The 19,873-nt window shown below is 64.5% G+C and carries 21 protein-coding genes; 11 read left to right on the top strand and 10 right to left on the bottom strand.

Annotated elements, in window-relative coordinates:
* Window positions 1–46: 46 nt before the first annotated feature.
* The 5 genes from C8C99_RS10510 to C8C99_RS10490 all read left to right on the top strand — a co-directional run bounded on the left by C8C99_RS10510 (window position 47) and on the right by C8C99_RS10490 (window position 4,187).
* The gene (locus C8C99_RS10510) at window positions 47–907 is read left to right on the top strand and encodes a fumarylacetoacetate hydrolase family protein (protein WP_108625712.1); all 861 of its coding nucleotides are present in this window, start codon (window positions 47–49) and stop codon (window positions 905–907) included.
* A 96-nt stretch (window positions 908–1,003) separates the two neighbouring features.
* Window positions 1,004–1,975 (top strand): tripartite tricarboxylate transporter substrate binding protein, encoded by a 972-nt coding sequence (locus C8C99_RS10505; protein ID WP_108625711.1) that lies wholly within the window; start codon window positions 1,004–1,006, stop codon window positions 1,973–1,975.
* Between the two features lie 31 nt (window positions 1,976–2,006).
* A complete protein-coding gene (locus tag C8C99_RS10500) occupies window positions 2,007–2,585 on the top strand; it encodes an amino acid synthesis family protein (protein WP_108625710.1) in 579 nt (192 codons plus the stop codon).
* Between the two features lie 8 nt (window positions 2,586–2,593).
* Window positions 2,594–3,607: a zinc-dependent alcohol dehydrogenase family protein gene (locus C8C99_RS10495; RefSeq protein ID WP_108625709.1), complete on the top strand. Its 1,014-nt coding sequence runs from the start codon at window positions 2,594–2,596 to the stop codon at window positions 3,605–3,607.
* A 19-nt stretch (window positions 3,608–3,626) separates the two neighbouring features.
* Entirely contained in the window at window positions 3,627–4,187 is a 561-nt protein-coding gene (locus C8C99_RS10490) for a VOC family protein (protein ID WP_108625708.1), read from the top strand.
* A 182-nt stretch (window positions 4,188–4,369) separates the two neighbouring features.
* On the opposite strand, the gene C8C99_RS10485 is transcribed toward C8C99_RS10490, so the two are convergent.
* The 10 genes from C8C99_RS10485 to C8C99_RS10440 form a co-directional block, all read right to left on the bottom strand.
* Window positions 4,370–4,669 (bottom strand): putative quinol monooxygenase, encoded by a 300-nt coding sequence (locus C8C99_RS10485; protein ID WP_108625707.1) that lies wholly within the window; start codon window positions 4,667–4,669, stop codon window positions 4,370–4,372.
* A 56-nt stretch (window positions 4,670–4,725) separates the two neighbouring features.
* Window positions 4,726–5,535 (bottom strand): SDR family NAD(P)-dependent oxidoreductase, encoded by an 810-nt coding sequence (locus tag C8C99_RS10480; protein WP_108625706.1) that lies wholly within the window; start codon window positions 5,533–5,535, stop codon window positions 4,726–4,728.
* Window positions 5,535–6,038, bottom strand: a complete 504-nt coding sequence (locus C8C99_RS10475; protein ID WP_108625705.1) for a nuclear transport factor 2 family protein — start codon at window positions 6,036–6,038, stop codon at window positions 5,535–5,537. The genes C8C99_RS10480 and C8C99_RS10475 overlap by 1 nt, the downstream gene beginning before the upstream one ends.
* The gene (locus tag C8C99_RS10470) at window positions 6,035–6,868 is read right to left on the bottom strand and encodes an SDR family NAD(P)-dependent oxidoreductase (RefSeq protein WP_108625704.1); all 834 of its coding nucleotides are present in this window, start codon (window positions 6,866–6,868) and stop codon (window positions 6,035–6,037) included. Before C8C99_RS10470 ends, C8C99_RS10475 begins: the two co-directional genes overlap by 4 nt.
* Window positions 6,868–7,836, bottom strand: a complete 969-nt coding sequence (locus C8C99_RS10465) for a tripartite tricarboxylate transporter substrate binding protein (RefSeq protein ID WP_108625703.1) — start codon at window positions 7,834–7,836, stop codon at window positions 6,868–6,870. The genes C8C99_RS10470 and C8C99_RS10465 overlap by 1 nt, the downstream gene beginning before the upstream one ends.
* Window positions 7,837–7,979: 143 nt before the next feature.
* On the bottom strand, window positions 7,980–8,795 hold the full coding sequence (locus C8C99_RS10460) for an SDR family NAD(P)-dependent oxidoreductase (protein WP_108625702.1): 816 nt from the start codon (window positions 8,793–8,795) through the stop codon (window positions 7,980–7,982).
* Window positions 8,796–8,846: 51 nt separating this feature from the next.
* Window positions 8,847–9,656 (bottom strand): enoyl-CoA hydratase/isomerase family protein, encoded by an 810-nt coding sequence (locus C8C99_RS10455; RefSeq protein ID WP_108625701.1) that lies wholly within the window; start codon window positions 9,654–9,656, stop codon window positions 8,847–8,849.
* Between the two features lie 31 nt (window positions 9,657–9,687).
* Window positions 9,688–10,863: a thiolase family protein gene (locus C8C99_RS10450; protein WP_108625700.1), complete on the bottom strand. Its 1,176-nt coding sequence runs from the start codon at window positions 10,861–10,863 to the stop codon at window positions 9,688–9,690.
* On the bottom strand, window positions 10,860–11,270 hold the full coding sequence (locus C8C99_RS10445) for a Zn-ribbon domain-containing OB-fold protein (protein WP_108625699.1): 411 nt from the start codon (window positions 11,268–11,270) through the stop codon (window positions 10,860–10,862). Before C8C99_RS10445 ends, C8C99_RS10450 begins: the two co-directional genes overlap by 4 nt.
* A 79-nt stretch (window positions 11,271–11,349) precedes the next feature.
* Complete coding sequence (locus tag C8C99_RS10440) at window positions 11,350–12,330, bottom strand: tripartite tricarboxylate transporter substrate binding protein (RefSeq protein ID WP_108625698.1); 981 nt, start codon at window positions 12,328–12,330, stop codon at window positions 11,350–11,352.
* Window positions 12,331–12,519: 189 nt separating this feature from the next.
* Here C8C99_RS10440 and C8C99_RS10435 point away from each other — a divergent pair, with 189 nt between their 5' ends.
* Genes C8C99_RS10435 through C8C99_RS10410 form a run of 6 tightly spaced genes read left to right on the top strand, consistent with a single transcriptional unit; the run spans window position 12,520 to window position 19,712 of the window.
* Entirely contained in the window at window positions 12,520–13,332 is an 813-nt protein-coding gene (locus C8C99_RS10435; protein WP_108625697.1) for an IclR family transcriptional regulator, read from the top strand.
* A gap of 36 nt (window positions 13,333–13,368) precedes the next feature.
* Complete coding sequence (locus C8C99_RS10430) at window positions 13,369–14,517, top strand: acyl-CoA dehydrogenase family protein (protein ID WP_056642293.1); 1,149 nt, start codon at window positions 13,369–13,371, stop codon at window positions 14,515–14,517.
* Between the two features lie 40 nt (window positions 14,518–14,557).
* Complete coding sequence (locus tag C8C99_RS10425) at window positions 14,558–16,660, top strand: acetate--CoA ligase family protein (protein ID WP_108625695.1); 2,103 nt, start codon at window positions 14,558–14,560, stop codon at window positions 16,658–16,660.
* A complete protein-coding gene (locus C8C99_RS10420; RefSeq protein WP_108625694.1) occupies window positions 16,657–17,763 on the top strand; it encodes a CaiB/BaiF CoA-transferase family protein in 1,107 nt (368 codons plus the stop codon). Before C8C99_RS10425 ends, C8C99_RS10420 begins: the two co-directional genes overlap by 4 nt.
* Window positions 17,764–17,766: 3 nt before the next feature.
* Window positions 17,767–18,777, top strand: coding sequence for a nitronate monooxygenase family protein (locus tag C8C99_RS10415; protein ID WP_108625693.1), 1,011 nt, complete (start codon window positions 17,767–17,769; stop codon window positions 18,775–18,777).
* Entirely contained in the window at window positions 18,774–19,712 is a 939-nt protein-coding gene (locus C8C99_RS10410) for a nitronate monooxygenase family protein (RefSeq protein WP_108625692.1), read from the top strand. The genes C8C99_RS10415 and C8C99_RS10410 overlap by 4 nt, the downstream gene beginning before the upstream one ends.
* The last annotated feature ends 161 nt before the right edge of the window (window positions 19,713–19,873 follow it).

Raw genomic sequence — 19,873 nt, 5'->3', positions numbered from 1 at the left:
ATCACTCTTCTCGAAGCCTCTTTTCCATCCCCCTCTAAGGAAACCCATGAAACTGATGTCCTACTCAATCGGCGGCCGTGAAACCTGGGGCGTCGTCCTCGGCGATGGCGTGGCTGAACTCGCCAGCCGCACAGGCCATGCCACCTTGGCTGACTTCATTGCCAGCCCAGACTTCCAGCGTCGTGACGCTTTGGTGGATGGGCTCAAGGCGGATGCGAAATTGGCTGACGTGACCTTCTTGCCCGTGATTCCTCGCCCAGAAAAGATCGTCTGTGCGGTACGTAACTACATGGACCACCACCAGGAAGTGCTCGCCGCCGGCATGCAGCGCGAGTTGTCCGAGCAGCCACCGATCTTCCTGCGCGTATGGCGTTCGCAGACGCCCCATCAGGGCCCCATCATTCGCCCGCACGTGTCGGATTCGCTGGACTGGGAAGGCGAGCTGGCCGTGGTGATCGGCAAGGAGGGCCGTGACATCAGCGAGGCAGACGCCTGGTCCCACATCGCGGGCTACAGCTGTTACAACGACGCCAGCGTGCGCGAGTGGCAGTTCCACGCCAAGCAGATCGCTTCAGGCAAGAACTTTGAATCCACTGGCGCCTTCGGCCCCTGGATGGTGACGGCCGACGAGATCGCGCCGGGCCGGGAGCTCAAGCTGGAGACACGCCTGAACGGCGTAGCGGTGCAGTCCAGCCACACCGGACACATGATCTTCTCCATCCCCCGACTGATCGCCTACGCCTCCACCATCTTCACGCTGGTGCCCGGTGACGTGATCATCACCGGCACTCCGGCTGGTGTGGGCTGGAGCAAGAAGCCGCAGCATTTCATGAAGCCAGGTGACGTGGTGGAGGTGGAGATCGAAGCCATTGGCGTGCTGCGCAATCCCGTGGTTGCTCAGGGCTGATTCCCACCGTTCACCAAACCCTTTTCGACCTTCCACCCAACCCCTGCAAGGGCAGAGCCAGGCCCCATGCGGCCGCCGCCCACGGAGACAAATACGATGCATAGAAGACATGTCTTGGCCGCCTGTGGCGCGGCCGCGCTTGGATGGCCGGCTTTGCCTGCCTGGGCTCAGGTGTACCCTGAGCGAGCCATCAAGCTCTACCAGGGCTTTGCCCCCGGCGGCAACGCTGACGCCATCGCGCGCGCCGTTGGAGCGGAAATGGCCAAAGCCTTGGGCCAGCCGGTGGTGGTGGAGTCACAGTCGGGAGCGGGTGGGAACATCGCAGCCACTACGGTGGCACGCGCCAAACCCGATGGGTACACGCTGCTGCTGGCGACCGGCGGACACGCCGTTGCGGGCGCCCTGTACAACACGCTGCCCTACAAGTCGGTGGCGGACTTCGAGATGGTGTCCACCATCACCTTCTTTCCCTTCCTGGTGGTGGTCAACGCCAATTCAAAGATTCAGAACCTGCGCGAGGTGATCGCCAATGCACAGGCTGCGCCCGGAACGGTAGGGTACGGCACCGCAGGTGTGGGCTCTACCCACCACCTAGCGGGCGAGTTGCTGGCCAAGATGGCCCGCGTGAGTCTGCTGCATGTGCCCTATCGGGGCGACGCTGCATCGATCACTTCCCTGCTGGCGGGCGATGTGCCTTTCATCATCGCTCCCCCCACTGCGGTGTTGACCAACATCCAGGCGGGCAAACTGCGGGCCATTGCCACCACGGGGCTTCAGCGCTGGCCCGGCCTGCCCAACGTTCCCACCGTGGCGGAACAAGGCGTGGCAGGGTACGACGTGCGTTCGTGGGCGGGTTTGATGGCCCCGGCCGGCACGCCCCGAGCGGTCGTAGATCGCCTCCAAACAGAAGTAATGCGCGCTCTGCAAGCATCTATCGTGCGTCAACGCCTGGAGGATATGGGAGGCGAGGCGCGAGGGAGCACGCCCGAAGAAATGAAAAACATGGTCAGCCACGAAATAGAAAAATGGCAGCAGGTGGTGGCTGACGCCAAGATACCCAAACAATGATTGCTACCCATTCCATCGAAGGACTTATTGCATGACTTTGATCGCTATCCGCAAGCGCAGCTTGACCATTGAAACGGTGTACCACGAGGGCGGGCCACCGCCCCAGACACCATTGCGTGTCGCCTCTGCCTGTGCCGTCATCCGCAATCCCTATGCGGGCCGGTATGAGCCGGACCTCCTGCCGTTCATGGCCGAGCTGCGCAGCCTGGGCACGACGCTTGCCGAAGAACTGGTCTCGGTACTAGGCAAGGACAACGTACAGGCCTATAGCAAGGCCGCGATTGTGGGTGTGAACGGTGAGCTGGAACACGGTGCCGTCTGGCACGAAGCTGGCGGTTGGGCGATGCGCCAGGTGCTGGGCGAGCCCAAGGCCATCGTGCCGTCGGCCAAGGTCGTCGCGGCGACAGGTTACCGCTTGGTGGTGCCGCTGCACTACATCCACGCGGCCTATGTCCGCAGCCATTTCAACAGTGCCGAGGTCGGCATCCAGGACGCACCGCGCCCCGACGAAATTCTCTTTGCGCTGGTGATGGCCGATGGTGGTCGCATCCATGCGCGTCTGGGCGGGCTCACCCGCGAGCAGGTCTCCGTCCACGACGGCCAGCGCTGAGGGTCAAGATGGCGATCTCCTTCGAAGGCTCGATGAAAGCCGTGCAGTTGCAGGTCACGGGTGGCCCGGAAGTCCTTTCCTGGGTCGACCTGCCTACACCCCAGCCCGGGCCGGGCCAGGTGCGCGTGCGAGCGCACGCCATCGGTGCGGGCGGACCGGACGTATTGATCCGCAACGGCACCTACAAATGGATGCCGCCGCTACCCGCCATCCCCGGCAACGAGTTGGCCGGCGTTGTGGACGCCGTGGGCCCGGGCGTGGCTCGGCTGCAAGTGGGAGATCGGGTGCTGGTGAGTGCGCGAGAGCTGCCCCAGCGCGGTGGCTGCTATGTGCAGGCGATCTGCGTACCAGAGTCGGTGCCTTTTGTGCTGCCCGCCAGCATCGCCTGGGAAGACGCCGTGAGCCTTGGCAACTTCCAGTTGGGCCTTGCTCTGCTGGGCAGCAACGGCAACTTGCCGGCCCAATCCATTCTGGTGCCTGGCGCAGCCGGTGGGGTGGCCACAGCGCTCGCTCAGGTTGCTCGCTCGCGCGGCCTGCGGGTGATCGGCACCGCCTCTACGCCTGAGAAGCGGGCATTCGCCTTGGAGAACGGCGTGACGGACCTTGTGGATGGCGACGTGCAGGCGCTGCCGCAACGGGTGATGGAACTGACCGCTGGCCGTGGCGTGGACCTGGCGTTCGACCACGTGGGCGCTGCGCTCTTCATTGCGTGCCTGCGTTCGCTCGCGCCGTCGGGCATGGCCGTGTCGTACAACATCCTGGCCGGCCCGCCCTCTGCGGACGTGTTCGACGAGTTGCGCAAGCTGCTCGCCAAGAGCCTCGCCATTCGCACCTTCTCCATTCACGCGGTGGACGCCGATGTGGCGCAGCGCCGTGGGTTGATGGAGCAGGCCATCGCACTTATGGCCAGCGGCCAATTGCGTGCGCCGCGCGCCATGTGCATGCCGCTGGCGGAGGCACGCCGGGCCCACGAGCTTCTCGACAGCGGTGGCACGCTCGGCAAGCTGGTCCTCATCCCCTGAACCCCTGGAGTCCGACACCGTGAACCCACCCTATACCGCCAACCTTTCCCACTGCGGAATCTTCTGCCGCGACCTGGAGGTGATGAAGACCTTCTACACCGGTGTGTTTGACATGCAGGAGACCGACCGGGGCGAAGGTGTGACCTTCCATTTCGAGATCGTGTTCCTGAGCGGGCGTGACGATCAGCACCACCAGTTGGCGCTGGCCGGAGGCCGCTCAGCGGATACACCCAGCACGGTGATGCAGCTGTCCTTCAAGGTCCAGACCCTCGACCACCTGCGCGAAGCCCGCCGCCGTGCGCTGGCCCTGGGGGCGACAAAGATGCGCGGCCTCAACCATGGCAATGCGATCTCCATCTACTGCATGGACCCGGAAGACAACACGGTCGAAATCTACCTGGACACCCCCTGGTACGTGAGCCAACCCCATGGCGACCCCCTGGACCTGGACCAGACCGACGATGCCATCTGGGCCCAGACCGAGCGCGTTGTGCGTTCGGACCCCAGCTTCATGCTGATGACGGAGTGGACGGCGCGGTTTGCGCAACGCAATGCGGCTTTGAAGGCGCAGGGAGGGTAAATAGAGCGGGGCTTTCGAGGTGCTGCAGCAACTGTCGGCTCTTCATCATCGCTCCTTCCAATCGCTGTAGCGCATTTCCTTGCAGGGCAGGGCGCAATACAGCGGTGGGTGGGACGGTAGCCGGCGCCGGCATCCATGGCGCCGTTTTCTTGTCAAAGACTGAATGCTGAAGGGTCAGGCCTTCAGCGCGCAGCAACCACCGTCGTCTCATAGATATCGATCTTCGGAGGCTCCTGACAGAGGCTAGCCATGGACTGTGCGAACGTGCGCGAGGCCACCACCCGGAAATGGGCTTGCAGTGCCGCCATGTCGCTCCAGCGCTCGAAGAACACGAACCGCAGCGGCTGTTGCACGTCGCGGCTGACTTCGTGGGACACGCAACCCGGCTCCGCCCGGGAGCGCAGAACATGCTCCACGGCCAGTCTCTCAACGGTCTCCTCCGTGTCCTTGCGCGCGATCACATGGCCTGTGACGATGATCATGGTTTGGCTTCCTCTTTTTGTAGTGGCTGTAATGAACGGACAGATGCTCCCCAGCGCTAACGTGCGCTGGCACCACCGTCGATGGGGATGATGGCTCCGGTCATGTAACGGGAGGCCGGCGAAGCCAGCAGCAGCGCCAGCCCCTGGATCTTATGCGGCTGGGCGATGCGGCCCAGTGGGATGTAGGTGCGCATGCGTTCAGCGCTCTCCGGCAGGCGCAGGCGCCCGCCATTGATGCCGGTGGCAAAGGGGCCTGGGGCGATGGCGTTGACCAGGATGTTGAACGGCGCCAGCTCGATGGCCGCCTGGCGCACCACGTTGTTCACCGCGGCCTTGGAGGCCACGTAGGCGTAGCCGGAATGTGCCTCCGACCTCAGCCCGGCGATGGACGAGGTCACGATGATCCGCCCTTGGCGGCGGGGCTTCATGTGGCGGCTGGCGGCGCGCAGCGTGCCCAGCACGCCCGTCAGGTTGACCTGCAGTACCTTTTCCCACGCTGCAGGGTCCACATTTTCCAGGCGCCCTTGTTCGGCCAGGAAGCCGCGTCCGGCGCTCATGCCCGCGTTCGCAAACACGCAATCGATGGCCCCTTCAGCCGCGATGGCGTCGATATTGCGGTCTACATCCGCGCCATCGCTGACGTCGATCACCCGCTGCTGAACCTTCGTATGCGTCTCGCGCAGGCGCTGCACTTCGGCGTCCAGCGCTGGCGCGTTGCTGTCGGATAGCACGACCGCCGCACCCGCCTCCAGAAGGGCTTCTGCAATGGCCAGCCCGAGACCGCTGGCAGCGCCTGTCACCAGCGCTCGCTGGCCGGTCAGATCAAACAAGGATGGCAACGAGGCCATGGTGGCGGTGCCATTCATCAACGAACCCCTTGCAGCGGAATGAGGTGGTCCCAGCGCTCAGAGGCCTCGATCATGTAGTGCACGCTCAAGGTCACACGCTGAAAGAACCACTGGCCTTCCAAGCGGATGTACTCGTCGTCAAAGCGCCCCACCACATAAAAGCTCTTGCCGTCCTTCACAGGTCGGCCGTCCAGGTAGCTACACCCCGTGCCCCGGTCGCCCTGCACCTGCACCACATGGCTGTGGATGAACTGCCGGGCCGTTTGCACGGGAAACGATGCGAAGAACGCACGGATGTTGTCGCGGCCCCGCACTTCGGGGCGTCCGCCATAGGCCACGTAGGCGTCGGGCGCAAACAGTTCATAGAGGCGGTTGCCCGCATCCTCGTTCACGAGTTCGTGGTAGCGGGCGCGCAGCGCGCGGATGGCTTCGATGCCCTCCATGCGTTCAACGCGTTCTGTGAGCGCTGTGACAGTGTTGTGGAGGGCTGAAAGCTCGACCGGAGCGTGGGTTGCCGTCATTGAAAGGTCTCCTGGTGAAGGTGGTGGAAATCACCCATGATTTTTTGGGCGCGGCCCCTCACGGACGCACCCGTGTGGGCATGGGGAATGACGTAGAAGCGGCGCGCATGAATCGCGTCGACCGCGGCGCGTGCGACATCCTCGGCACTGACGGCGGAGGCGGCCATGCCGGCGCGCACCCTTTCTTCATATGCCGCTGCCGTCGGGCCGGCCCCTGCCAATGCGGGTGGCCGGTTGCGCTGTGACTCGTTGATGCGCGTGGCCACTAGAGAGGGACACAACACCGACACGCCAATGGAAGAGCCCACCTGCTCCAGATCCTTGGCCAGACATTCCGAATACGCGACGACCGCGTGCTTGCTGGCGCAGTACACAGCGGAGCCCCCGACGGTGGCGAGGCCTGCGGCCGACGCGGTATTCACGATGTGAGCCGGCAGGCCCCGCGCGCGCATGCGCGGTACAAAGCTGCGCACGCCATGTGCCACCCCCATCATGTTCACGCCCAGCACCCACCGCCAGTCGTCGTCCGTGGCGTCCCAGGCCGTCCCGAGCACCGCCACGCCAGCGTTGTTGAAAAGCCAGTCCGCGCCACCCCACCGGCGCCAGCTTGTTTCAGCCAGTCGCTCCACGTCGGCGGCGCTCGACACATCGCAGCGCTGTGCCATGCAATCGGCGCCGGCGGACTCCACCAGCGCCTGCGTTTGCGCCAGGGCCTCCGCCTCGATGTCCGCCGCCACCACCGCCATGCCTTCGCGGGCACATGCCAACGCCAGTGCGCGGCCGATACCGCTGCCTGCGCCAGTGACTACGGCCACTCTGGGCGCGGGCATCAGAGACTCGCCCCGGACTTGCGAATCACCTCGGCCCACTTGGCGGCCTCGCTGGCCACGAAGGGCGTGAACTGCTCGTGGGGCATGCCGATCTTCACGCTCGAGACCGCGTCCAGCGCCGCTGTGACCTCGGGCGAATTCAGTGCCTGACCCACCCCATCGGACAAGCGTTTGACTATGGGGGCAGGCGTATTGACCGGTACAAAGATACCGCCCCAGTTCATCGCCACCACGCTGGGGATTCCGGCCTCGGTCATGGTGGGCACGTTGGGCAGCGCGGCAAGGCGGCTCGTGCTGGTCACCGCGAGCGCATTGATTTTTCCGTCCCGGATGTGCGCCCGAGATGTCTGTACATAGTCGAACAGCACATCCACATTGCCCGCAATCAGGTCGACCAGGGCCGCGGTGGTGGCCTTGTAGGGGATGTGATTGAAGCGCGCGCCGGTCTGGGTTTGCAGCAACTCCAGACACAGGTGGGCAGACGTGCCATTTCCACCCGACCCAAAGTTGAGCTTGCCAGGCTGTTGCTTGCCGAACTCGATCACGTCGGCGACGGTTTTGAACTTTGTATTGGGATTGCAAACCATGACGTTGGCGTTACCTGTCAACCCATGGATGGCCACGAAGTCCTTGATCGGGTCGTAGCGAATGTTCTTGGAGAGAACCGTGTTGGTCCCTTGTGTGCCCTGGGTGCCGAGCAGGATGGTGTAGCCGTCGGGCGCCGCGCGTGCCACAAACTCGGCGCCGATGGACCCGCTCACACCGACCCGGTTTTCGATGACGATGGGCTGACCCAGGTTGTCACTCAGCGCCTGTGCGATGAGGCGGGCCTGGACATCCACCACGCTGCCCGCGGAGAAGGGAACTACGAGGGTGATCGGGCGCTGCGGGTAAGCGCTCTGTGCAAATACCGACGGCGAGAGTGCCAGAGCCCCCATGGATGCCGAGAAGTGGCGGCGATTCATCATGGTCTTGTCTCCTTGTTGTGTATTCGGTCGTGCTGCATGAGAACGCAGTACGGTGAGCACCTGAGCACCTGAGCACCTGAGCACCTGAGCACCTGAGCGGCGCAGAGGCGCAGAGGCGGTTTGCCCGACCGCCCCTTCTTTCATCAAACCATCGCGAAACCGCCGGATGCGCCGATGGTCTGCCCCGTGATGAACAGCGCGCGGTCTGACGCCAGGAACGCCACGATCCCTGATACGTCGGTGGGTCGGGAGAGGCGACCCACGCCTTTGGAGATGGGGTACGCATTGAGCATCTTGCCCAGCAGCTCGTTGTTCTCCACCGTGGCGTGGATGTTCAGGGGGCCGTCCTTGATGCCCTCATGAGACACCGCGCCCAGAGCGATGGAGTTGACAGTGACCGCATGGCGGCCGTGCTCCCGTGCCAGGGCCTTGGCGAAACCGGGAATGGCGGCCTTGGCGCCCGAATACACCGCCATGTTGGCTTCGCCGATGCGACCCGCTTCCGAGATGATGTTGATGATGCGGCCGGTCTTGCGCCCGACCATGCCTGGCAATACAGCGCGGCAGCAGTGCATGGTGCCGTAGACGTTGAGGTTCACGATCTTGGCCCAGTCCACCACGGGGGTGTCCACAAAGGCAGGTGTGCGGCCGCCTTTTTCGCGGCGCTCGGGAATGATGCCTGCGTTGTTCACCAGCACCGTGATGGGCGCGCCGAAGTGCTGGGCAGCGTTTGCAACCATGGCATCGACCGCGTCGAGCTGGGTGATGTCGGCAGGAGCGGCGTAGGCTTGTCCGCCTGCGGCGTTGATCTCATCCGCCACCGCTTGGGCGCGCTCTGCAAACAGGTCGTTCACCACCACGCGTGCACCTTCGGCTGCGAGTTCGATGCAAATCTGTCGGCCTACGCCTTGCCCGCCGCCAGTGACGAGCGCGACCTGTCCGTTCAATCCGAGTTCCATGGGATACCTTTCGTGTGTGTTGTCTGATGAAGTCGCCAATGCCGTAAGGCCCTAGCGCCCTTTGAATTGGGGTTCGCGTTTCTCGACAAAGGCGCGCATGCCCTCGATGCGGTCTTCGCTGTCCACGATCATTGCGGCCGCATAGCGTTCGTATTCCAGGCCCGAGTCCAGGTCGGTCTGCATGCCGCGATTGATGGCGCGCTTGGCGAAGCGGACTGCCAGCGGTGGGTGCTGCGCGATGCGCTGGCTCAGTTCCAGCGCAGCCGTCATCAGTTCGGCCTGCGGCACCACACGGCTGACGAGGCCGTAGCGCAGCGCCGTCTCCGCGTCCACCAGGTCAGCCGTCAGGATCAGCTCTTTGGCCCGGGCTTCACCCACCAGTCGTGGCAGCCGCTGTGTGCCACCGGCGGCCGGGATGACGCCCAGCTTGATTTCGGGCAGGCCAAAGCGCGCGTGGGAGGCCGCAATGCGCAAGTCGCAGCACAGAGCAATCTCCAGCCCGCCGCCTAGCGCCACACCGTTGATGGCCGCAATGACGGGTTTTTCAAACTCTTCGATGTTGCGGAACAGCTCGTGGGTGGCCTTCTGACGCACGAAGTACTCGGTGCCGCGCACCACGTCGGTGGCGCGCTCCTTGATGTCGGCGCCTGCGCAGAACGCCTTGTCGCCGCTGCCGGTGATCAGCACCGCGCGCACCTGGTCGTCGTTGCGCGCCAGTTCGAAGAAGGCGCGCGCCAGGTCCGGCTTCATGGTGCTGCCCAGCGTGTTCATACGGTCGGGCCGGTTGAGGGTGATCACGGCCACGCGGTCGCGCACCTCATAGAGCAATGTGCCCAGGTCCTGGATATCAGGGGTAGTCATTGGATTGCTTTCAAAAAAATCTGAAGTGCCGTCACGCCGATGCCGACAGCACATGAGCGACGGACACAGAACCCAGACCGATCATGTGGGCCATGCCCCACCGCGCGTTGGGGTGCTGCCGGCCATCGGCTTCACCCCGCAGCTGGCGGGTGATTTCCGCCAACTGTCCGATGCCCGTGGGGCCGAGCGGGTGACCCATGCCGATGAGGCCGCCCGATGCATTGATGGCGCAGCGGCCGCCAATCTGCGAATCGCCACGTGCCAGATAGCGGGCGCCTTCGCCGGGTTCGCACACACCAATGGCTTCGCTGTACAGCAGCTCTTCCACCGAGAAGGCATCGTGCAGCTCCAGCAGGTCGAGCTCCTTGGGGGCAATGCCTGCTTGGTCAAACGCGGCCTGCGCGCTGGTGCGGACCAGCTCCACAGCGCTGTCGCCGTATTGCATTTCGGGCCGCTCACTGCCTGCGACCGACGCCTTGACGCGCACGCAGCGGCGTGCATCCAGTCCCAAGTGACGGATGGCGTTGCCAGAGACCACCATCACTGCCGCAGCCCCTTCGCCGCGCGGGCAGCATTGCTGCACCGTGAGGTCGCCCACCACGCGCGGCGATGCGAGCACCTGTTCCAGCGTGCGGGGTTTGCGGAACTGCGCGAACGGGTTGCGCGCCGCATTGCCGTGGTTCTTCACGGCCGCGTTGGCCATTTCCTCGACGGAGGCACCGCGCTCGCGCAGGTAGGTGCGCGCCATCATCGCGAACTTGGCCGCCGGGATGGTGGCGGTTTCGCTCAGCCTCTCCAGGCCGTCCTTGTTGGCAGCGCGGCGCCCGTCGCCATGTTTGTCCACACCGACCGCCAGCACCACATTGCTCATGCCGGTCGCCACTTCCATGCACGCCTGGCGGAATGCGAAGGAGCCAGAGGCCGATGCGTTTTCCACCTGCGTCACCGCCAGACCCGTGGACCCCAGGTGGCGCAACATGACGCGGCCCGCCGCCATTCCGATGGAAGTGGTGCCCACATGCGCACTTTGCACGCGGTCCCATGCCAGTCCCGAGTCGGCCAGCGCTGCGCGCACGGCTGTGAGGCCCAGCTCGGTGTAGGGCGTTTCGGTAGGAAACTGGTAGGGGTGCAGGCCAATACCGGCGATGAACACGCCGCCATTGGCATCGAGCCAGTTGCCCGAATTGGATTGCTGGGTATGGCTCATTGCGCGGCTCCTTCATTCACAGGTACAAAGCGGCAGGCGTAAACACCTTCTTCCGGCTTGACTTCGGCAACGGCGCGAACCGCCATGCCGTGCTTCAGTGCCGATTCATCTGCAACAGCCATCACGCCTTCTTCGACGATGCCAGGGGCGATGCGAATGTCCCCCGCAATGCTGGGCGCTGCCATGCCGGGCAGCAGCGGCACGTGCAGGGTCACGAACTCCAGCAGCTCTCCACCACCCGGGCGGGTAATGCGCGTGGCTTGGCTCAGCGGTTCTCCGCAATGCATGCAGCCCGGTGCGTTGGCAGGAAAGCTCAGCCCCCCACAGGCGCTGCACTGCGCAAAGAAGAAGTTGAGCGAGTGGCCATCGTCAGCCAGCTCATACAGAGTCGGCTGCAACGGCTTCAAGGAAGTCTTTGAATCGGTCATAGAAAGAAGGGAGGGGAAAAAGAAAGCTGCTGGGCGGGCAGGGATTGCCCGCAGCCTGTCAATCAAGCTTGGCGCCCGACTGCTGCACCACTGCACGCCACCGGGTCATCTCCGACTTCACGAAGGCGCCCATCTTGGCGTCGCGCAGGCCGACCAGCGGGACGCTGCCGAACTTCTCGGTGGCCTGCAGCATTTCGGGGTGAACGATGGCTTTGGCGATCTCGTCGCCCAGGCGCTTCACGATCTCGGGTGACGTCTTGGCCGGAACGAACACCGCGCCCCAGGCTGTGGATTCGGCTTCGGGAACGCCCAGTTCACCCACGGTGGGTACGTCGGGCGAACTGGCCAGGCGCGTCTTGGAGGTGACCGCCAGCGCCTTGAGCTTGTTGGCCTGCACCTGAGGCAGCACCACCGCCGGATAGTCGAACATCAGGTCGATGCTGCCGGCCATCAAGTCGGTCAGTGCCGGCGCGCTGCCGCGGTACGGCACATGGGTCATCTTGATGCCTGCGGCGGTCTGGAACAGCTCGGCCGTCAGATGGGTGCCCGTGCCAGGTCCGGCGGAGCCGTAGTTGAGCTTGCCGGGGTTGGCCTTGGCATAGGCGATCAGCTCGGGCACCGTCTTGAACGGGCGCGAAGGGTTGATCACCAGCATGAGCGGCGTTTCCGACATGGCGTGCACGGGCACGAAGTCCGCCACGGGGTCATAGCGCACGTTCTTGTACAGCGCTAGGTTGGCGCCATGCGTTCCCTGCGTGCCGTAAATGATGGTGTAGCCATCGGGCGGCTGGCGGGAGGCCGACTCGACACCAATGGAGCCGCCTGCCCCCGGGCGGTTGTCCACCACCACCGACTGTCCCAGCTGTGCGCTGAGCAGCTTGGCCAAAAGCCGCGACGTGCTGTCCGTAATGCCCCCGGGTGGGAACGGCACCACAAACGTGATGGGCTTGCTGGGCCACACATCCCCCGCAGCGTGCAGCACACCGAAGGCCAATGAGGCAATGACAAAAACAACCAGTTTTCGGAAGGTTCTACGCATGCTTGTCTCCATTTTTTGTTGCCACTTGATTGCGGCTGGTCGTAGAATACTTCAATATTTCGTAGACATGCAAGAAGTTTTGGTGATCAGGTGAAAAGCAAAAATCGGAATTTCAAACAAATTCCCCCAAGGAATTCCTTCGATCTCAAAGATATGATTCGTTGATATCTACGAAATACCGGAGAACCTATGCCCGCCATCGTCCCTGCCGCGTCTCGCACCATGGCCCTTCTGGAGGTCTTTGCCCGCGAGCGCCGCGAACTCTCCAACTCAGACCTTGCGCGCCTGATGGACCTGCCTGAGAGCAGTTGCTCCGATCTCTTGCACACGTTGCACGAGCTGGGCTACCTGATGCGGACTGCGCGCACCCGGCGCTTCTATCCAACAGCCCGTCTGCTCACAGTTGCCAAAGGCATCGCTGCGGGCGATTCGCTCTATGCCGTGGCGTCCGAGGCCTGCGAACTGCTGCGCGACAAGACCGGAGAGACCGGCATGTGCGGCCGCGTGGAGGCCGGCGTGGTCAAGGTCCTGGCGTTTGCCGAGGGCACACACCCGCTGCGCTATGTAGAAAACGTGGGCAACAAGATCGCCCTGCACGTATCTGCTTTGGGCAAGGCCGAGCTGGCGCTGGGCACGCCCGAAGAGGCTGCGCGTCAGCTGCGGCTCAAGCCGCTCAAGCAGATCGCCCCCGGCTCCATCACCGACCTCGCAGCGCTGGAGGCGCAGATCGCGCAAGCGCGCGAGCAAGGCTGGATGTGGGTGGAGAACGAAGGCTTTGACGGCCTGGCCGCCATCGCCGTGGCCGGCTATCTGGGCGACGAACCCCTCGCGCTGTCGATCGCCGGCCCCACGGAACGGCTGCGTCGTACCAAAGACGCGTGCCTGCAGGCCTTGCAGGAGGTGCGGGCGCTCGTGTTCCATCCCCAGAACCCCGCGCCCACGCTGCGCGCCACGGCCTCGGGCCGGCGCGGCGCGGGCACCAAAGACACCACGCCCGCCTAGCGGCGGGTCCAAGCATTCAACCCAGGAGACATAGCCATGTATGCAACGATGAGTTCCGAACAAGAAATGCTGCGCGACAGCGTGCGCCGCTTCATGAAAAGCGAGGTCGCACCCCACGTGGCCCAGCACGACCGGGACAAGACCTTCCCCTTCGAACTCCTCAAGGAGCTGTCCCAGTTCGGATACATCGGTGGCCGCTTGCCCGAGGCCCTGGGCGGCATGGACATGGACCAGATGACCTGGGCCATGCTCATGGAAGAAGCGGGCTACACCTGGTTGTCGCTGCGGACCATGGTGAACATCACCAACGCGGCCATCAACAAGCTGGCGGCCGAGGCCAACGAAGAGCAGCGCGAACGCTTCCTGAAGCCCCTGCTGGCGTCCGAACGCAAGGTGTTCAATGCCATCAGCGAGCCAGGCACGGGCTCCAACATTGCGCAGGTCCAGACGCGCGCAGACCTGCAGGGTGACCACTACGTCCTCAACGGCCGCAAGCTGTGGATCACCAACGGCGCCTTTGGCGACTTCGGCATCGTGGTCGCCCGCACGTTCAGCCCCGACTGCCAAGGTGGGCTCTCCACTTTCCTGATAGAGCGCGATGTATCGCCCTATGAAGTGCGCAATGTCGACACCATGGTGCTGCGCAGCACCGGCACGGCGGAGCTGGCGTTCGACAACGTCAAGGTGCCCCGCGAGAACCTGCTGGGCGAAGAAGGCAACGCGCTCAAGAAGATGCTCATGGGCCTGGACGGCGCGCGCGTCAACATTGCCATGGGCGCTGTGGGCGCTGCGCAGGCTGCGCTCGACCTGTCCATCGACTATGCCCGCACCCGCACCCAATTCGGCAAGCCCATCGGTAGTTTTCAACTGGTTCAAAAGCTCATCGTGGACATGACGATCCGCGTGGAAGCCGCCCGGGCACTGAGCCTGCGCGCTGCCGCAGCCCTCGACGCCAATGCCGATGCGCGCACTGCCTGCTCCATCGCCAAGCTCTACGCCACCGAGGCCGCACACGAAGTCGCCAGCATGGCGCTGCAGGTGCATGGCGGCCTGGGCTACGCCACCGACTACCCCATTGAGCGGATCTTCCGCGACACGCGCGGCGGGACGATTCCCGAAGGCACCACCGAAGTGCAGACCTTGATCGCTGGTCGCGAAATCCTGGGTATCTCAGCGATTGCCTGACCCTCGGCATCACCGCACCTATAACGACCAGGAGACAAGATTGACTGATATTTCACGACTGATCCGCCCCCGCTCGATTGCCCTTGTGGGCGCGTCCGACCGCCCGCAGAGCATCGGCGAGCGCACGCTGACCAACCTGCTGGACCATTCCGAGTTCGACGGGGACATCTACCTCGTCAACCCGACCAAGGCAGAAATCCGCGGGCACCGCTGCTGGCCCAGTGTGGCATCGCTGCCCGCCACGCCCGACGTGGCGGTGATCGTGGTGCCCGCATCGGGTGTGCTGGCCGTGGCCGAGGAGTGCGCGGCACGGGGCGTGCTGTTTGCCATCGTGCTGACTTCGGGCTTTGGCGAGGCCGGAGAAGAAGGCGAACGCGCCCAGGTGCGACTCAAGGAGATTGCTGACGCAGGCGGCATGCGCCTGTACGGTCCCAACTGCCCGGGCCTCACCAACGTCAACCACCGCCTGGGTCTGACCTTTTCGCCGTCGTTCCCGCACGACCTGGTGAAGGGGCCCATCGGCCTGGCCACGCAGGGAGGTGGCCTGGGGCGCAACGTGATGCAGGCCATGGACCGGGGCATCGGCATTGGCCTGTGGGCCTCCACCGGCAACGAGGTGGACCTGCAGGTGGCCGACTTCATCCACTACATGGCCGATGCCCCCGACATCAAGGTGATCGTGACCTTGCTGGAGGGCATCAAGGACGGTGCGAAGTTTGTGGCCGCCGTGAACCGCGCGGCGGCCAACGGCAAGCCCGTGATCGCACTCAAGGTGGGCAAGTCGGCCTACGGGCAGAAGGCGGCGCAATCTCACACCGCATCCCTGACCGGATCGGCCGAGGTGAACAGCGCCGTGTTCAAGCAGTGTGGCGTGATCGAGGTGGATGACATCGACGAGCTGGTCGATACGGCCTGGCTGTTCGCGCGGGGCGAGCCGGCATCCAGCGAAGGGGTGGCGATCTACACCTCGTCGGGTGGCACGGCGGCCTTGACGGCGGATGCTGTGGGCACCGCAGGCCTGACCCTCGCGCAGTTTGCCCCGCACACACGGCAAGCCCTGGCCGATCTGCTGCCCGACTTCGCTGCGCTGGACAACCCGGTGGATACCACCGCCGCCGTACTGAGCGATGCGGCGCTGATTGAAAAGTCATTGAGCGCCGTGGCGGCGGACCCCCACCTGGGCTGCGTGATCGTTCCGATCGCGCTGGACTATGGCGACACCACGATCCAGCTGGCGCGCACCATCATTGCGGCGCAGAAAGGTTGCGCCACCCCGATCCTTCCCATCTGGATGAGCGATCGCATGGGCGAGGGCTATCGCATGCTGGTTGAAGGCGGTTTTGCACCGCCACGGTCGGTGGGCAAGGCCATCAAAGCCATCCAGCGCTGGATCGAATATGGCCGCTGGACGCGTTCGCGCGGCACGCACACCCCGTTGAACCCAGCAGCGGCGTTGCCGCCCGCCAGCGCCACGCGCAGCCTGTCTGAGGCCGAGGCCAAGTCCCAGTTGCTGGCAGCCGGTATCCCGTTACTGCCCAACGCACTGGCACCGACGATGGAGGCTGCCGTCGCAGCCGCCAAAGGCATGGGTTACCCCGTGGTGGCCAAGATCGCCAGCGAGCAGATCGTGCACAAGTCCGACATCGGCGGCGTCATCGTGGGGCTTCAGAACGCCGACGAACTGCGCCAAGCCTGGGAAGACATCATGGCGGCCGCGAAGCACCACCGGCCTGACGCGCACATCGACGGTCTGCTCATCGAGAAGATGGCGCCGAGCGGAGGCCTGGAGTTGATGGTCGGCGTCACGCGCGACCCGGTGTTCGGCCATGTGATGACCTTCGGCCTGGGCGGCATCTACGTGGAGATTCTGCGCGACGTCACCCGGCGCATGCTGCCGCTTTCCGCCAGCGAGGCAGCAGCGATGGTCCGCGAGATGCGATGCTTCCCCTTGCTGGAAGGCGCGCGTGGCCGCCCGCCGGCGGACCTGGAGGCGCTGCATACACTGCTGCTGCGCATCTCGGACTTCGTGATGCACAACGCAGGTCGTATCGAGGAGATGGACCTCAACCCCGTGTGGATTGGCGCGCAAGGTGAGGGCGTGCTGCCGCTCGATGCCGTGATCATCGAAAGAACCGCCGAATGACCGCCACTACAGCCCGGCCGCCGCTGCAGGGCATCACGGTGGTGGATTTCAGTGAGCTGCTGCCGGGGCCCTTCCTGACGCAGAACCTGGCGGAGATGGGCGCGCGCATCATCAAGATCGAGCGCCCGCCGCACGGCGACAACGCGCGCCATCTGGGGCAGGGCGCGTTCGAGGCCGTGAACCGGGGCAAGCAGAGCCTGATGGTGGACCTCAAGGACGAAGCCCAGCGCGATCACGTTCGCGCGCTGATCGCATCGGCCGATGTAGTGGTCGAGTCCTATCGCCCCGGCGTGATGGCGCGACTGGGGCTGGATGCCTCCGCACTCTGCCAGGCCTTTCCGCGACTCATCTATGTGTCCCTCAGTGGCTACGGGCAGACAGGGCCCTGGGCCGACCTGCCGGGGCATGACATCAACTACCTGGCCGCTGCGGGCGTGCTGGCGGTGTCAGGCCAAGCGAATGGCGCCCCCGCACAGAGCTTCGGGCTGCCGGTGGCCGACCTGTGCGGGACCATGTACGCGCTGTCAGCCACGCTCGCCGCGCTGTTCCAGCGCGAAGCCACGGGCCGGGGGCAGTACCTGGACGTTGCGCTGGCCGATTGCGCCTTGCACTGGATGAACCCACGGCTGGGTGCCTACCGGTCGGCCGGTGCGCGCACGGTGCAAGCGCAGCGCGAGGCCACGCTGGTGAAGGCCGCCTACGGCGCGTTCCGTTGCAAGGATGGGCGCTACGTGTCGATTGCTGCGCTGGAAGACCATTTCTGGAAGCGCCTCTGCACAGCGCTGCCGCTCGCGCCCTTTGACGGGCCGGAGTACGCCACGCACAAGACCCGCAAGGCAGTCGCTGATGCGATCAATCTGCGCATTGAGCAGGCCATGGAGTCACTGGATTCGGGTGAAGCCTTCGAGCTGCTGTGCCGTCACGACGTTCCCGCCGCGCCTGTGGTGCACCCCGCAGAACTGTCGACCCAGGCGCACTTTGCCTCGCGCGGCAAGTTGGGTGCTGGGGACGACATGCCATGGGTCCGCTTTCCGGTGGCCATGGAGGGGATGGGCGGCACCGACCTGGCGGGCGCGCCGTCACTGGGCGCAGGGATCGACTGAGTCATGGCAGCCGTCCTGCGCACGCGCATTACGCAGCTTCTGGGGATCGACCATCCCATCCTGGGCGGCGGACTGATGTGGCTGTCCGACGCCAGGTATGTGGCCGCGCTGGTGAAAGCGGGCTGCATGGGCTTCATCACGCCCCGGTCGTATGCCAGCGAAGCGGATTTCTGCGACGCGCTTGCGCTCTGCTCTGCGCTGACCCGCGGCAAACCGTTTGGTGTGAACCTCACGCTCTCGCACCGGCCCGAAGCCAACATCACGGTTCCACGCTGGATGGATGCCGCCCTGGCGTATGGCGTGAAGGTGTTCGAGACAGCAGGACATGCGCCTGCGGAACTCATCAAAGCGCTGCACAAAGCCAACGCCGTCATTGTCCACAAGGCCTCCAGCATCCGCCACGCTTTGTCCGCAGAGCGCGCAGGTGCCGATGCCATTGCTTTGGTCGGCATGGAAGAGGGCGGTCACCCCGGCATGAACGAGCTGCCCACCATGCTGATGGGCGCTCTCGCCCATGGCCAGTTCAAGGTGCCCGTGGTGCTGGGGGGCGGCATCGGCCGCGGCAGACAACTGGCCGCGGTGCTGGCTCAGGGGCTGGACGGTGTGCTCATCGGCAGCCGCTTTCTGGTGTGCGAGGAGATCCAGACGCACCCGCTTTACAAGGAGCATTTGCTCACCTGTGACGAGCACTCCACGGTGCGGTTGCTGCAGTCACTGGGCACCACTTGGCGCGTGCTGCTGAACGACACCGCGCGCCAAGTTCAGACCATCGAACGGGCTGGTGCCACCGAACACGCTGCGTTCGGCGACCTCATCAGCGGAGCCGCCGCGCGCGACTGCTGCTACGCCGAGGGCGACTGGCGCCGTGGCATGGTCTCCCTGGGGCCGTCCATCGCATTCGCCCAACGCATCGAGCCGCTGCAGGCCATCGTCAACGACCTCGTGGACGAAGCAGTACAGGCCATCGCGGCCCTTCACGCAATGCATTCACAGAACGGAATGGAACAAGAATGAACCGACTGCCTTTTATGGAGCGGCTGGTAGTGCCCGTCATTGCGGCCCCCATGCTGCGTGTCTCTGGCATCGAGCTGGTCTCGGCCGCGTGCGCGGCTGGCGTCATCGGTGCGTTTCCCACGGCCAATTGCACGTCTCTGGACGAGTTCGCGGCGTGGTTGCGGCGACTTCGGCGCGAGGCCAAGGAGCAGCCCAGCCGAGCGCCTTATTGCCCCAACCTCATCATGCGGCGCGACCCCGCACGCCTCAAGGCCGAAGTGGACTTGATCGTGCGCCACGGTGCGGAGCTGGTGATCACCAGTGTGGGGTCGCCCGCTTCGGTGATTCCGGCCTTGCGTGACGGCGGCTGCCTTGTGTTTGCCGATGTGGCTTCGCTCCACCATGCAGAGCGCGCGCTGGAAGCAGGTGTCGATGGCCTCGTTCTGCTGTCGTCCGGCGCAGGCGGGCACACCGGCTGGGCCAACCCGTTCGCCTTCGTGCGCGCTGTGCGCCAGATGTTCAATGGTCCCATCGTGCTGTCGGGAGGACTCTCGGACGGCGTGGCGCTGCGCGCCGCCACCGTGTTGGGTTGCGACCTGGGGTGCGTGGGCACACGATTCATCGCCACCCAGGAAAGCATGGCTACTGCGGATTACAAAGAGATGCTTCTGGAAAGTTCCATGGACGATGTGCTCGCCACACGCGCCTTCACGGGACTGCCCGCCAACTTTCTGAAGCCGTCCATCGTCCAGGTTGGGCTCGATCCAGAGGCTCTGGACGAGACGGTATCGGTTCAGGAGGCGCGCAAGAAGTTTGGCGGAGGATCTGAAGGGCCCGTCATTCACCGGTGGTCAGATCTTTGGAGTGCGGGGCATTCGGTGTCGGGTGTGACATCCCTACCGACTGCTGCCGAACTGGTTCAGTCCATGAAGATGGAGTATCTGGCAGCCAAGTAGTCTGTATTCACCCGCTGGGATTGCAGCGGCACAGTATGGTCCCAGTAGCCGTCAGTGTCCGGTACGCACACATGCAGTCATGAGCGGCCATACATCTACGACGGCTATCAACCTGGAGCCGTCCAATCCTGCCGAATCAGCTAACGAGGCTCTCAACCCCC

The sequence above is a fragment of the Acidovorax sp. 107 genome (assembly GCF_003058055.1).
Classification (GTDB): Bacteria; Pseudomonadota; Gammaproteobacteria; order Burkholderiales; family Burkholderiaceae_C; genus Acidovorax.
The sequence above is the reverse complement of the archived record's forward strand: the minus strand, read 5'-3'. Positions and strand labels throughout refer to the sequence as shown.